11 protein-coding genes and 2 rRNA genes (1 of these 13 running past the window's edge) are annotated in these 14782 nt (G+C 49.4%); 10 read left to right on the top strand and 3 right to left on the bottom strand.

Annotated features, from left to right (window positions below; translation table 11 throughout):
* The first annotated feature begins 15 nt into the window (after positions 1 to 15).
* The 5 genes from ACJJI1_RS10915 (at position 16) to ACJJI1_RS10895 (ending at position 5571) form a co-directional block, all read left to right on the top strand.
* The gene (locus ACJJI1_RS10915; RefSeq protein WP_444895231.1) at positions 16 to 558 is read left to right on the top strand and encodes a hypothetical protein; all 543 of its coding nucleotides are present in this window, start codon (positions 16 to 18) and stop codon (positions 556 to 558) included.
* 283 nt (positions 559 to 841) lie between these two features.
* On the top strand, positions 842 to 2140 hold the full coding sequence (locus ACJJI1_RS10910) for a YHYH protein (RefSeq protein WP_444959308.1): 1299 nt from the start codon (positions 842 to 844) through the stop codon (positions 2138 to 2140).
* Positions 2141 to 2385: 245 nt separating this feature from the next.
* A complete protein-coding gene (locus tag ACJJI1_RS10905; RefSeq protein WP_444895233.1) occupies positions 2386 to 2907 on the top strand; it encodes a hypothetical protein in 522 nt (173 codons plus the stop codon).
* 534 nt (positions 2908 to 3441) lie between these two features.
* Complete coding sequence (locus ACJJI1_RS10900; protein WP_444895234.1) at positions 3442 to 4890, top strand: ATP-binding protein; 1449 nt, start codon at positions 3442 to 3444, stop codon at positions 4888 to 4890.
* Positions 4891 to 4896: 6 nt separating this feature from the next.
* The gene (locus ACJJI1_RS10895) at positions 4897 to 5571 is read left to right on the top strand and encodes a response regulator (RefSeq protein ID WP_444895235.1); all 675 of its coding nucleotides are present in this window, start codon (positions 4897 to 4899) and stop codon (positions 5569 to 5571) included.
* A 34-nt stretch (positions 5572 to 5605) separates the two neighbouring features.
* Here ACJJI1_RS10895 and ACJJI1_RS10890 read toward each other — a convergent pair whose 3' ends face one another.
* The gene (locus ACJJI1_RS10890) at positions 5606 to 7372 is read right to left on the bottom strand and encodes an aminopeptidase P family protein (RefSeq protein WP_444895236.1); all 1767 of its coding nucleotides are present in this window, start codon (positions 7370 to 7372) and stop codon (positions 5606 to 5608) included.
* A 277-nt stretch (positions 7373 to 7649) separates the two neighbouring features.
* Here ACJJI1_RS10890 and ACJJI1_RS10885 point away from each other — a divergent pair, with 277 nt between their 5' ends.
* The 5 genes from ACJJI1_RS10885 (at position 7650) to ACJJI1_RS10865 (ending at position 12488) form a co-directional block, all read left to right on the top strand.
* A complete protein-coding gene (locus ACJJI1_RS10885; RefSeq protein ID WP_444959307.1) occupies positions 7650 to 9233 on the top strand; it encodes a peptide chain release factor 3 in 1584 nt (527 codons plus the stop codon).
* A gap of 63 nt (positions 9234 to 9296) precedes the next feature.
* Complete coding sequence (locus tag ACJJI1_RS10880) at positions 9297 to 9914, top strand: 1-acyl-sn-glycerol-3-phosphate acyltransferase (RefSeq protein ID WP_444906448.1); 618 nt, start codon at positions 9297 to 9299, stop codon at positions 9912 to 9914.
* An 11-nt stretch (positions 9915 to 9925) separates the two neighbouring features.
* Positions 9926 to 10693, top strand: coding sequence for a TSUP family transporter (locus ACJJI1_RS10875; protein WP_444892752.1), 768 nt, complete (start codon positions 9926 to 9928; stop codon positions 10691 to 10693).
* A 4-nt stretch (positions 10694 to 10697) separates the two neighbouring features.
* Positions 10698 to 11048, top strand: coding sequence for a hypothetical protein (locus ACJJI1_RS10870; protein ID WP_282934336.1), 351 nt, complete (start codon positions 10698 to 10700; stop codon positions 11046 to 11048).
* Between the two features lie 30 nt (positions 11049 to 11078).
* A complete protein-coding gene (locus ACJJI1_RS10865) occupies positions 11079 to 12488 on the top strand; it encodes a M20/M25/M40 family metallo-hydrolase (RefSeq protein WP_444906451.1) in 1410 nt (469 codons plus the stop codon).
* 793 nt (positions 12489 to 13281) lie between these two features.
* Here the strand turns inward: ACJJI1_RS10865 and rrf are convergent.
* Together rrf and ACJJI1_RS10855 are read right to left on the bottom strand one after the other, a co-directional pair.
* Positions 13282 to 13397 (bottom strand): 5S ribosomal RNA (rrf, locus tag ACJJI1_RS10860).
* Between the two features lie 203 nt (positions 13398 to 13600).
* Positions 13601 to 14782 (bottom strand): 23S ribosomal RNA (locus tag ACJJI1_RS10855); it runs 1700 nt beyond the window's last position.

The following is a 14782-nucleotide window of genomic DNA, read 5'->3' as shown; positions in this document are numbered from 1 at the left end:
GGGAGTAAGAGTTAAATGAAAATGCACAGGTTCTTTATCGCTGGGTCTTTGGCCTGGATTGTTTCAGCCTCTATGACCGCGTATGCGGCACAACCAAATCCTCACGCGGGCCACAATGGCGATCAGCATCCGGTGATAGAGATACCTCTGCATGTTGCCGCTCCCAGAATCGAACTGGACATGAGCCGCGACGATATGTCCGGCTATAACCTGCATATTGACTACGATCGGTTTGAGCTGGAATCCCCTCGCTTTGCCAATGACGATTCTGAGCAGTTTCTGGAGGGGCACGCCCACCTTTACATCAATGGGGAAAAAATCCAACGTCTTTATGGCTCAGATTTACATATTCCCGGAAAATTACTAAAACCCGGTTTTAACCAAGTCACCGTGACTCTCAATGCACACGACCACAGCACTTGGAGCCGCGGTGGAAAGCGAATACTGGCAACCTTATTTGTTCACCTCGATAAGAAAGAGCTGGTATTACACCGCTTTTCAACATCACCTATCGGGGGCAACAAACAAATAGCCAAAGTCAGCCGACCTGATAATTAGATTAAGACCTGGAATTTTTCAAAGAGAGAATTGGAGCTAATACCCCAAAAAATATTTAATTAATAGCCGGCCCACTAATTAAAGGCTACTTAGGCTATTTACAATAAAGCAATAAGATATTTTTGCCTGACTCACGGAGTATCGCTTTTGAACGCAGTGCACAAATCTGAAAAAAATTAAGACGATAAAGAGGATATAAAATGTAGCTAGCAGGCCATCCACATTTCATTCACTTTTGTGCGCTAGGTTCGGGGAGCAACTCCTCCATATGCCACGGTGTGATATGAAAATAATTAAAATTTTTGACCGGAATGGCCAGCCTACACTCTCTTATACACTAGCGTTGATAATATCTCTCGGAGTTCTTCAGGGATGCGATAGTGGCTCTTCTTCAGATGAGGATGGCGATGATTCTTCTGAGACCTCCTCTGAAGAGTCAGATTCCAGCACTGATACTGGTGTCTGGATTATGAATACTGATGACGAACGCGCGCCTTACATTTATGAAAGTAACAGCAATGAGCAGGTTCTGGTCAACGTCCAGAGCGTAGCATCAGAAACCGTAGATGGCCGGGAATACACCGTTGTCTCAGCAACCGGTGTTCCCGACTACGAGATTGAAATTACTCAAAGTATTCTAGACGGACTACTTGAACGTCCATTAGCCTCCTCTGATTTCGAAACCGGCAGCCCCACTGTCAGCGTTGGAGATATTGTCAGCTTTGGGCAGGATATTGGCTATACGGGTATTGGCACCTGTGATGTAGATGCCGGCTATGGATTTTGGCCACCAGGGCTCGTTTGCCCAGAGAATGTCTCTCATGTCGGATACATCCCTGTCGAACCCGAGCCCGCAACGGAGGAGTGCACAACGGGGCTCGGCGTACAGGGCTACTGGGTAAATGGCGTCTCTATTTATGATTGGGGTGATGGTCAATCAGTGGATGGCACCTGGCAAACCCTGGCACCGGTTGCTGAGGTCTACGATGTGGATATCTGTGGTGGACACGCCGCAAACGGAGATTACCACCATCACTTTTATAGCAATTGCCTAGCCGATCTTGTTGGCGATATAGGTGACGACCACTCCCCTATCTACGGCTATACCGCCGACGGCTATGCAATCTATGGCCCCTGGCAGAGTGAAGGAGAACTCGCAGAAAGCAGCTGGGCTGTACGAGATTATGACGACCCCAGCTCCGAGAGCGGTTGCGGCGTAGCAGGCGAGAGAAGCTGTCTCTTGGTGGATGAATACGACCTCTCCCAAGGAGTCGAAACAACATCGAATACCGGTCCCACGACAAGTGGCTCTTATACCTCCCTGTCAGGCAATGAGTTCACTACGGCGGCGGGCTTTTTCTACGAGGACTATTACTGGGACGAAGACCTGACTAATGAAGGCGGAGTATATTTGGACCAGCATAACGGTCACTCAGATGACGAAAGGGGATACCATTACCACCTGACTGTCACTGTCGATGATGATGGTGAGCTTGTCCCCGCCTTCCCATATACTTTTGGCCCCCGCTTTTACGGCAAGCTAGATGATCAAACTATTGTCAATGAGTGCTCAACACAGTAGTTCAGCGGTGCACTAACATTGAAGGCCAAGCCACTTTCCTAATACGCCGGAAATCTCCCTGGAGTCGCAGTAAGTGTAAGCTTTGCGGTCCCTTGTTTTTACGGGGACCGACACCCCAGGTAATGGAAGTAACTGGAGCAATAGCACCCGATAGACTAAAAGCACTGGTAACCAGAAGTATTCACAGCAACAGCAGTTTGAATGAAGTATGTTGCCCCATCGCCAAACCTGGGAGTGAGACAATAATGAAAATTCTTCGAGCCGTTCTTATCGGGTCTTTTATCTGGGGAATAACCAACCTTGCTACAGCACAGCCAGACTCACACACGGGCCATAACGGCGACCAACACCCAGTAGTCGAGATCCCTTTACACAATGCTGCACCGCGCATCGAACTGGACATTAGTCGCGATAAAATGTCCGGATATAACCTACATATAGACTACGACCGGTTCGAATTTGAATCCCCTCGCCACGCCAATGATGCCTCAAAGCAATATCTGGAAGGTCATGCCCATCTCTATATCAACGGTAAGAAAATACAGCGAATCTATGGTCCAGACTTACACCTTCCCGACAAGCTGTTTAAATCGGGCTTCAACCAAATTACTGTCACTCTTAACGCCCATGACCACAGTACCTGGAGCCGGGGAGGGAAGAGAATTCTTGCAACTCTATTTATCCGGCTCGATAAGCCCGATCTGATATTGCATCGTTTTTCTACATCTCCAATAAAGCCGGGAGTAAGCACAGGCAAACCGGGATAATAATAGAAGTAACTACCAGTAAGGACTCAATCTCTCCTACCGACTCAGGGCATGGAGGCCCCAAGAACAGCTTTGGATAACCAAGCTAAGCTTATTGGCACTTAGGGAGCCTCTGAATAACTCCGTGATGCCTCTGGCATGCAGAACGGTTCACAATCAAGGCGCGGCTTCGCAGGAATGTCTAGACCTTTCAAGAAGTCGCAACGCGGAGTGTGAATCGCTCTGCAAGCCCCGAAGGGCGGGCCTTGAAGGCCGCATCTGCTGCGTTGCAGCTCTTGCAAAGGGCTAAGGCCATTCGCGGCGAGCTGCGCCTAACATCTGCAGACTTCAAGACCCGCAGAGGTATTACGGAGTTATTCAGAGGCTCCTTAGCTTGGGCTCTTATCGTGAGACTCTCGGAGTGTTAAAAGATTGCCCTGATATTTACAGTAAGTGTAGGCTTGATCTTCTGAGCCGCGTTTCCTCAGTGGAAACAGAGTAAAATGCACCTGAGCTCACTGTGAACACAGGCTACTGAAATCCAAGCTACCGGCTATGTCGTTAAATATTCGCTATAAACTAAGCCTCGCTTTCTTATTGACTACAGCAATTACTGTTGGCGGAATGTTCGTATTCTTTCAGTGGAGCTTTAAGCATGGTTTTATGACCTATATCCAGTCTCAGGAGCTTCGCGAGGTCGGCGATTTAGTAGATGAGTTACAAGAAATCTACGCCAGCGAAGGGAGCTGGCAATCTATCGACGGCAATAGCAGGCGCTGGCAAAGACTCCACAGACGCGTGATGTCCAGTCACTTTGAGGATATGCCACCCCCACATCGTCCACCTCCGGGTACGAGGGGGCCCCGCCGCCCGCCTGAGCCCCCACCTGAACACGCAGTGGGCAAGTCGCTTAATGCCCGCCTGGTCCTGTTGAACAAAGAGAAAAGACCTCTGATAGGTCGTTATTCAGGATCTGAGAACATGGTAATGCAGCCTCTGGTTGTGAACGGAGAAACCGTTGGTTACCTGGCTATCAATCCACTACCCGTGTTAGATGATGATTTGGCCGTAGGGTTTGTTAAAGAGCAATCGCGGACTTTCGCTCTTATCTCTGTTGCCACCTTCATTCTGGCACTAGCCATTGCCATCCCCCTTGCCTGGCAGCTGGTAAGGCCCATCCGTAAGCTGACCGAAGCGACATCCCATCTTACATCCGGCAACTTCAAAACCCGTATTGATATAGAGCAGCGAGATGAGCTGGGCCAATTAAGTGCTGACTTTAATCGGCTCGCCGCAACGCTGGAAGCAAATGAACATGCCCGAAACCGATGGATGGCAGATATTTCGCATGAGCTGCGCACACCTCTCGCAGTATTAAAAGGGCAGATTGAAGCCATTCAAGACGGTATCAGATCAGCCACACCAGAGAACCTGCGCATACTGCACAGCAAAATTCAACAATTGAGCCGCCTGATAGATGATCTCTATGAGTTGTCTCTCTCCGACGCGGGGGCACTAAGTTACTGCAAGTCCGACATCTCCCTGGAGAATATCCTACGAAGTGTTATCGAAGACTTTGAAATTCCATTCGACCAGAAAGGTATTCGCTTAAGCAGTGACCTCCAACTATCGGAAGATAAGTTAGTCTACGCAGATGAAGCACGCCTCAATCAGTTATTTAGCAACCTGTTAACCAACAGCCTGCGCTACACCGATAGTGGGGGACAACTCAAAGTAACTGCGCGCTGTGAAGCCCGAACAGCCATTATCACTTTCGCCGACTCCGCCCCCGGTGTTGCCAGTGCTGATATACCACACCTGTTCGAGCGCCTGTATAGAGCAGATAGTTCACGCAGCCGGGAAACCGGCGGTGCGGGTTTGGGGCTATCAATTTGCCAAAATATTGTTACAGCACACGAGGGTAGCATTTCTGCAACTCCGTCCACTATGGGCGGTCTTGAAATAAGTATTTTTTTACCCCTAAGCCAAAGGATTAAATGGTAGGAAGTTATGAGCGCCAAAATATTAATAGTCGAAGATGAAACCGAACTTGCGCACCTACTACTGGATTATCTTCATGCCGCCGACTATCAAGCCGAGATCATTTCTGATGGTAATCAGGTTGTCCCCAAAGTGGAAACTATGAAACCGGATTTGATCCTTCTCGACCTGATGCTACCTGGGCGGCATGGGATGGAGATTTGCGAAGAGATTCGCCAAAAAGGCAACGACGTTCCAATTATTATAATGACTGCGCAAATTGAGGAACCCGATCGTTTGCGCGGCCTGGAATCCGGTGCCGACGACTATGTTTGTAAACCCTACAGCCCCAGGGAACTCGTCGCACGGGTGAAAGCGGTGTTGCGCCGTCGACCACAAAAGGGCGAAGTCGGAAATGGTGGCATCGAACTAGATAGAAATACCGGGCAACTGCGAATCGGAGGTAAAGACGCCAATCTTACTGCGCTGGAGTTCCACCTATTTGACCTACTTTACAGTGAGCCCGGTCGAATTTTTTCCCGCGAACAAATCATGGACCGTATCTATTCCGATTACCGCGTAATCAGCGACCGAACTATTGATAGCCACATCAAAAAAGTGCGCAAGAAAATATCAGTGCTTATGCCTGAAAAAGAGTTAATTCACTCTGTCTACGGTGCTGGCTATAAGTTTGAGATAAATTAATTATGCCTGGGGGCACGCAGCCCCCAGATTCACACTACAAAGCTTCAGTAGCCAATTTTAACCATTCAGCAGTTTTTTCAGTAACCAGCGGGGTAATCACATCCCGCACCCTCTGGTGGTAACGATTCAGCCATTCCCGTTCAGTCTCAGTGAGTAGTGCCACGTCAATCAAATTACGGTCGATCGGAGCTAACGTAAGTTCTTCAAATTCTAGAAAATCTGGATAATTTTCGCTCTTTTTCACAAACACCAAATTTTCAATACGGATGCCGTACTGCCCTGTGAGATAAAACCCCGGTTCGTTGGAAACGATCATCCCCGGCTGAAGAGCAACACCTGTTACAGCCTTACCTATCCGCTGTGGCCCCTCGTGAACACTTAAGAAACTACCAACACCGTGACCGGTACCATGGGCATAATCCAGCCCTACCTCCCACAGCGAACGGCGTGCAAGCGCATCAATTTGCTCTCCACAAGTCCCCCTGGGGAATCGCAAAGTCGCAATTGCAATATGTCCCTTTAAAACCCGGGTAAAATTTTCTTTTGCCGAAGGCGGGAACTCACCCAGAGCAACAGTTCGGGTAATATCAGTGGTGCCATCTGGATATTGGCCTCCAGAATCGCACAGATATACCCCTTCTGGCTTTATAGCCAAACTGGATTCAGGGCTCACCCGATAGTGCACAATGGCCCCATTCGGACCATAGCCGGAAATTGTCTCAAAACTGTTGCCCTGAAAGCCTTCGCGAGCCTCCCTTTTACTCCGTAAAAGCTTTACTGCGGACAATTCGTCAAAATGGCCTGTCGCAACCTGTTCAGGTATTTCCGCCAGGAATTCACACACCGCAGCACCATCCCTTTCGTGTGCAGCCTGGCTGCCTGCCAGTTCAATCGCATTCTTACAGGCCTTGGCTTCCGTGACCGGGTCACCTTCCAGCATTAGTTCAATATCCAGTGCCCGCAATTGCTGTAAAGTCCAACTGTTGCTAATCAGGGGATCTATCCATATTTTATTGACGTGGCGGCGCTTAATATTTTCAAATAATTCCCCTTTGGCCACGACTAGACTTACATCTTTATCCAAGTGCTCAATCAACGCATCCCCTACAGCGCCCTCCCCCAAATAAAGAGTTGCACTGCCATCCCGATAAAGGACTGCATTGGCCAAGGCCACTGGTAAGTGCGGAATATCCTCTCCACGGATATTAAAAAGCCAAGCACAGCTTTCAGGATTTGGTAGCCATAAAGCATCGGCTCGTTTTTCTGCGAGACGTCGGGCAATCCTCTGCCGTTTCTCTTTGGAATGCTCACCAGTAAAGATGAAGGGGTGTGGGCGCGCAGGCCCACAGGGAGATGCGGGGCGGTCATTCCAGATGGCATCAATCGGGCTCTGTTCCATCGGCTGCAGTTGGATATCCCTTTCAGCCAATCGCTTCTTGATCAAGGCCAATCCCGGCTCCGTGTGCAGTCGCGGGTCATACCCCAGAGACTGACCGGCATCCAGCTGACTACACAGCCACTCAATGATCGCGACTTGACTGAGGCTCATTAACTCAATGGGTTGATCACCAAGTTGTTGCTGCGCCTGCAAGGTATAGCGACCATCAACAAATAATGCCGCTTCTCGACTGCCTACCGCAGCCATTCCTGCGGAACCAGTGAAACCTGTCAGCCAGGGCAGTCGCTCATCTGCCGCAGGAACACTTTCATTTTGGTACTCATCAGCCCGGGGTACCAAGAAAGCATCGACACCCTGCCGCTGCAACTCTTCCCGCAATGCCTGTAAACGCTCCCGGCTCATAACCTCTCCCCTTCAATAACTGAGTTTGCCACTGCACCGCTAAAAGCCCCTCGATGACTGTTGGCCACAACAGAGTACAGTGTTAATCCAAATGGATTTGAGCAAATTGTCCAGGTGTGCCAGTCCCGCTGGCAACTCAGCCCATTGACATGACCCCATTCGCCGAGCTGGTAAACTGACAAGTCTAATTTCGCAGTATACCCCACCCTCGGAGCAACGCCTGCGTGTATAATACGCCCCTATTTTTTTCGAATATCCAGTGATCGAATCTTAAAGTATGGGTCAAAGTTCTTCCCTGGCAGGCTTTGCCGGCCGCCGCACCTTCGCCATTATTTCCCACCCGGACGCCGGTAAAACAACCGTGACCGAAAAGCTTCTTTTGTTCGGGAATGCAATCCAGCAAGCGGGCTCCGTTAAGGGGAAAAAAGGTCCCCACGCACGCTCTGATTGGATGACGATGGAACAGGAACGCGGTATTTCTGTTACCTCTTCCGTTATGCAGTTCCCCTACAAAGAGAGGACTGTAAACCTACTGGATACACCGGGACACGAAGACTTCTCTGAAGATACCTACCGGGTACTCACCGCCGTCGACTCCGCACTGATGGTGATTGACGGGGCCAAAGGTGTGGAAGACCGCACCATCAAGTTGATGAATGTGTGCCGCTTGCGAACAACGCCGATTCTCTCATTTATCAACAAACTCGACCGGGATATTCGCGACCCGATCGAGGTAATGGATGAGATTGAAGAAGTTCTGAATATCCAGGCTGCCCCTATCAATTGGCCTTTGAGTTCAGGAAAAGGTTTCAAGGGGGTCTATAACCTCTACACCGATACCATCCATGTATTCTCCCAGGGTCAGGGCCACAGAATTCCCGATGATATTCAAATTAAGGGTCTGGACTCCGCTGAGGCTGACGCACTACTTGGCGAGTACGCCGAGGATATTCGGGAAGAGATTGAATTGGTTCGTGGAGCCACTCATGAGTTTAACCAGGAAGCTTATCTTGCCGGTGAACTGACCCCGGTATTTTTCGGTACGGCCTTGGGTAACTTTGGCGTAAGGGAAATGCTCGATGGTTTCGTTGAATGGGCGCCCTCACCCCAATCCCGGGAAACCAAAGAGAGAAAAGTAGAGCCCAGCGAAGATAAATTCTCCGGCTTTGTTTTTAAGATCCAAGCGAATATGGACCCCAAACACCGCGATAGAATTGCCTTTATGCGTGTCTGCTCCGGCACCTACAATCGCGGTATGAAAATGAAGCATGTGCGCATTGGCAAGGATGTAAAAATTGCCGATGCGGTGACATTTATGGCTGGCGATCGAACCCACGTAGAAGAGGCCATTGCCGGCGATATTATTGGTTTGCACAACCACGGTACTATCCAGATCGGCGATACCTTTACCGAAGGCGAAGCACTGAAATTTACCGGCATTCCCAATTTCGCCCCGGAGCTATTCCGTCGCATACGTTTAAAAGACCCTCTCAAATTAAAGCAATTACAAAAAGGGCTTCAGCAGCTTTCTGAAGAGGGGTCCACCCAGGTATTTTTCCCGCTGGATAACAACGACATTATCGTGGGCGCAGTTGGTGTACTACAGTTCGAAGTAGTCGCTTACCGATTAAAAGACGAATACAAAGTTGAAGCCATCTACGAAAACGTCAACGTGAACACTGCGCGCTGGGTAGATAGTGAAAGTGCCAAAGAACTAGAGAATTTCAAGCGCAAGGCCAGTACCAACCTGGCACTCGATGGCAGCGGACACCTGACCTACCTGGCACCGACGCGCGTTAATTTACAATTGGCTGAAGAGCGCTATCCGGAAGTTCGCTTTTATGCCACGCGGGAACACTAAAGCAGCAAGGCTAAGTACCTTTGCTGAAACCTTAGTGTGACAGCAGTAAGAAAGAGGCAAATAATGAGTCAGTTTGTAGAAATACCTACTGAAGTACCCAATGAAGTACCTCGGCTGGGCAATCGCATCACCAAAGCTATTGGCAAGTTGATAATCAAGGTGCTCGGCTGGCGAATGGATGGGGAAATCCCTCCAGAAAGAAAAGTCATGGTGGCTTTGGCTCCCCACACATCCAATTGGGATTTTGTGGTTGCCATGCCATTTATTATGGCATTGGGTATTAAAATTTCCTGGCTCATGAAAAAGGAAGCTTTTTTCTTCCCGTTTAAAGGACTATTTATGTGGCTTGGAGGTGTTCCTACCGATAGGCGCGCCGCAGGTAATATCGCTCTACAAGTTGCATCGAGTTACCGGGAAAATGAAAAAATGTGGGTGGGGATTACTCCCGAGGGGACCCGCAAAAAAGTAGGGCGCTGGAAGAACGGTTTTTTAAGGATTTCCTATACCGCTCAAGTTCCTATTTTGCTTGTTGCCTGGGACTTTCCCAATAAGCGTATTTGCATTGACTCCCTGTACCAGCCTATCGGTGATCTGGAACAGGATATGGCAGAGATCCAAAAGCGCTTTAGCAAGTATCAGGGGTATTACCACGATAATGAAAGTACTCTTGAAAAGGGGTAACCAGTCCACTCGTGATACAGTTAAGTAGTGAGCTTTCTACTTATACCTACCTGATACTGACAGTAATCGCCTTTACCGCAGGCTTTGTCAGTGCGATCGCCGGGGGAGGGGGAATAATCACCCTCCCCGCTTTACTCTGGGCCGGCATTCCCCCACTCGATGCTCTCGGTACCAATAAGTTTCAAAGCGTCTTTGGCACCCTATCATCCACCATTAACTTCCTGCAAAAAGGCCAGTTGAATTTACGCCCCCTCTGGCCAGGACTACTTGCTGCAATTATCGGTTCCTGCCTAGGCACCTTAACAGTCGCTTCACTTGGAGAGGCTGGCCTCAATACCTTACTTCCCATCCTGCTCATTGCTATTGCCCTCTACTTTATTCTGTCCCCCCGCATTTCCGACATTGACTCAAAACCCAGAATCAGTAACGTTACTTTTAATCTAGTTGTTGGCGGTGGGCTCGGCTTTTACGGGGGCTTCTTTGGCCCTGGGATGGGGTCTATCTGTGCAGCCGCCTTCGCAGCGCTACTCGGCTACAATATGCGTGCGGCTACGGCATCAACAAAACCTATTGTGCTCGCTACCAATGTGACCTCTATGCTAATTTTTATCGCTGGAGGCCATATTTTTCTATTGCTCGCTATCGCTATGTCTTTTGCCCAGGTTGTAGGAGCTCGTCTCGGCTCCAACCTCGTGATTGCAAGAGGTGCCAGTATTATCAAACCGGTAATCATTATTGCCACCATTGCTGTGGCAATAAAACTATTAGTGGAGGATTGATATCGTGACCTGGCTGGCAACGCTTATTCTTTCTTTCATTGCCTTTGTTATTGTGGTTTGGGTTCTTATGCACCTGCGCAGACCCAGATTTCGAATGGACCGAGGCAGTTTTGTTAAGGGCCTTGAAGATGTAATCACCGGGCAAGCCAGCGATACTGAATGGCGAGCACTCCTCGCCTGCCCAATGCGACACGACCCAAAGCTTGAAGAGATGCGACAACGTTGCCTCAATATTGAAGACAGCGAATATACTGGCGAACCGCCCTACTTATTTACAGAAAAAGGCCTGCGTAAGTTACGTGAAATTCGTGAGCAACTGATCGCGGCCTCATCAAATAACGAGCCAAAAGCTTAAGACTGAAGAGTATTAACAAAGGATAGACCGATGTTGAAACCACTGCTTTCCCTTACCGGGGGACTGATCACTACCATGGCACTGGGAATAGCCCAGGCAGCCCCTCTGTCTCAGGAAGATGTATCTGTGGCGGAAGTATTACGTGACCGGGCACTGGAAAGCTCCGACGCCTACAGTATTGTAGAGTCTTTGACCGTCGAGGTTGGACCACGACGGACAGGCACTGAGGGCGATGAAAGAGCCGTTGCCTGGGCACAAGACAAAATGAAGGCATTTGGCTTTGATCGCGTCTATACCGAGCAAATTGAGGTACCCCGCTGGATTCGTGGCCATGCTCACGCCGAAGTCATATCCCCTTTCCCCCAGCCACTAGTTGTCTCCTCCCTCGGCTATGGCGCCGCCACTCCTGCGGGAGGGTTAACAGCGGAAATTATCGAGTTTCCCGATGTGCAGGCCCTGCTGAAGGCCCCAGCCAGCCAAGTGAAAGGCAAAATTGCTTTTATCAATAAGCGTATGGAGAGAGCGCGCACGGGAGAAGGCTACGGCCCTGCGGCGCAAGGCCGCAAGTTGGGAATGCGCGCTGCCGCTGAAAAAGGGGCTGCTGCCATGCTGTTGCGCTCCGTAGGAACCGACTCAGACCGATTTGCCCACACCGGTATGATGTCGGTTGATGATGTGGAAAACCCAGTTCCTGCACTCGCACTTTCCGCTCCTGATGCAAACCTGCTCGAGGCTATGCTCCAACGCGGCAAGCCAGTCCAGGTAAAACTTGATGTTGAAACTGAGCGACTGAGTGACGGCCCCTCTTTTAATGTCATCGGTGAGATTACTGGCCGTGAGCAACCTGAAGAAGTCATGATTATCGGTGCGCACCTGGATTCCTGGGATGAAGGCACCGGGGCCTTGGACGACGGAGCTGGGGTTGCCATTGTTATGGAAACTGCACGTCTAATTGCTGAGCTGCCACAGCGCCCCCGTCGTACCTTGCGAGTCGTGCTGTTTGGTGCAGAGGAAATCGGATTGGTAGGTGCTAAGCAATATGTTGAGGCACACGTAAAAGAACTGGACAATATTATTGCCGTCTCCGAATCAGACTTTGGAGCAGGGAAAGTCTGGCGTTTCGATACCCGTCTCCCTGAGAGCAAATTTGATATTGCAGATCAAATGATGCAACTCCTCGCCCCCCTGGGTATTGAGCGCGGAAATAATGAATCTTACGGTGGCCCAGATAGCAGTGTGTTTGTTGCGCGCGGTGTACCAGCCTTTGGTCTATACCAGGACGGCACCGACTACTTCGATTATCACCACACACCCAACGATACCCTGGATAAAGTCGACCCTGAGAATCTTCGCCAGAATGTAGCGGCCTGGGTTGTAATGTCTTTCCTGACCACAGAAATGGAAGGAGACTTGGGCCGAGTTCCTACTGCCTCTGAATAAATAAAAGATACAGACGATATTTTTAAAGCCCCACCTGGTGGGGCTTTTTTTATCCCCAAATTTTTCTTCTCTCGAATACTGGCGTACCAATCAGTCGCAGTAATCCACAGATTTATCGCTCATAACACTGTTAATAACTGATGTCCGTTTTATGGCGTCTTTGTTACCAACAGAAACCATGGATAGAGCTGTGTATAACTCCGGGATATCCCCGGCCAGCCCCGTGATTGCTTGGCTCTATTGAAGGCGGGTAAAAAAGCAGCACTTTTTGCGCAGATTTCCACAGCCAGCGGTTACTAACAGAAAGTCTGGATAGAGTTGTGCATAACTTTAATAAACGGGCTGCAGGCCCCGTGGTTACAGGGGATTACTGCAGAGACTAAAAAATCACCGATATTTTTATGGGCTAATTTTAATTTTTGGCGGGAGTGGTATGGGTACTTTTCTGGTTTTTACGCGGGTTATTTTTGTTGGATTATTTTTTGAGTGAGTGCAAAGGCGTTTGGAGAGAAGATCGGTAAAGACCTATTTTTATAGGCTTTTTAGGAGAGTGTCTGTTTAAGGTGCTCAAGTAATTTTAGGTTTTTATTTTTTGTTTACTGACTGATTTTTTAAATAGAAAGTTAAGCATTAAATTTTTTCAGAGTTACTTTTATTTTTTCTATTTAATTTTTGCTAAATATTTTCTGCTTTCTCTTTCTTATTTTTGTCTTTTGTTTTTTTTGTTTTTTTAAATATTTTTTCAGCCATAAAAAAAGGGCCACCCTGTTGGGTGGCCCTTTTCGGATTAGAAGCCTGACGATGACCTACTCTCACATGGGGAAGCCCCACACTACCATCGGCGATGTTGCGTTTCACTTCTGAGTTCGGCAAGGGATCAGGTGGTTCCACAACTCTATGGTCGTCAGGCAAACTGGCTTGGGTTGGCGTTGGTCTTATAAGCAATGTGCTTGGCCTGCCGCGTTATCGCTGTTTGCCTCGGTCATGTTGTTGACCGGCGATAACCCCAAATAAGTCGGTAAAATAATCTGTAGTAATACACCGCAAGCGATCGTATGTCTCTAACTCACAATCCGCTAGCTTAGCTAGTCGTTAGTAACCATCTCTGTTGTATGGTCAAGCCGCACGGGCAATTAGTACTGGTTAGCTCAACGCCTCACAACGCTTCCACACCCAGCCTATCAACGTGGTAGTCTTCCACGGCCCTTCAGGAGGCTCAAGGCCTCAGGGAGATCTTATCTTGAAGGAGGCTTCCCGCTTAGATGCTTTCAGCGGTTATCCCGTCCGAACATAGCTACCCGGCAATGCCACTGGCGTGACAACCGGAACACCAGAGGTTCGTTCACTCCGGTCCTCTCGTACTAGGAGCAACTCTTCTCAAATCTCCAACGCCCACGGCAGATAGGGACCGAACTGTCTCACGACGTTCTAAACCCAGCTCGCGTACCACTTTAAATGGCGAACAGCCATACCCTTGGGACCGGCTTCAGCCCCAGGATGTGATGAGCCGACATCGAGGTGCCAAACACCGCCGTCGATGTGAACTCTTGGGCGGTATCAGCCTGTTATCCCCGGAGTACCTTTTATCCGTTGAGCGATGGCCCTTCCATACAGAACCACCGGATCACTATGACCTACTTTCGTACCTGCTCGACATGTCTGTCTCGCAGTCAAGCGCACTTATACCATTATGCTCATTGCATGATTTCCGACCATGCTGAGTGCACCTTCGTACTCCTCCGTTACTCTTTGGGAGGAGACCGCCCCAGTCAAACTACCCACCATACACTGTCCTCGATCCGGATAACGGACCAGAGTTAGAACCTCAAACATACCAGGGTGGTATTTCAAGGACGGCTCCACAACAACTAGCGTCATTGCTTCAAAGCCTCCCACCTATCCTACACAAATAGGCTCAAAGTTCAGTGCAAAGCTGTAGTAAAGGTTCACGGGGTCTTTCCGTCTAGCCGCGGGTACACTGCATCTTAACAGCGATTTCAATTTCACTGAGTCTCTGGTGGAGACAGCGTGGCCATCGTTACGCCATTCGTGCAGGTCGGAACTTACCCGACAAGGAATTTCGCTACCTTAGGACCGTTATAGTTACGGCCGCCGTTTACCGGGGCTTCGATCAAGAGCTTCGCCGAAGCTAACCCCATCAATTAACCTTCCGGCACCGGGCAGGCGTCACACCCTATACGTCCTCTTACGAGTTTGCAGAGTGCTATGTTTTTAATAAACAGTCGCAGCCACCTGGTCACTTCGACCGGCCTCAGCTTAGGGAGCAAGTCCCA

Source organism: Microbulbifer maximicatervae (SeqCode) (genome assembly GCF_052467065.1).
Note: the sequence above shows the minus strand (reverse complement) of the source record. Positions and strands in the feature narration are given on the sequence as shown.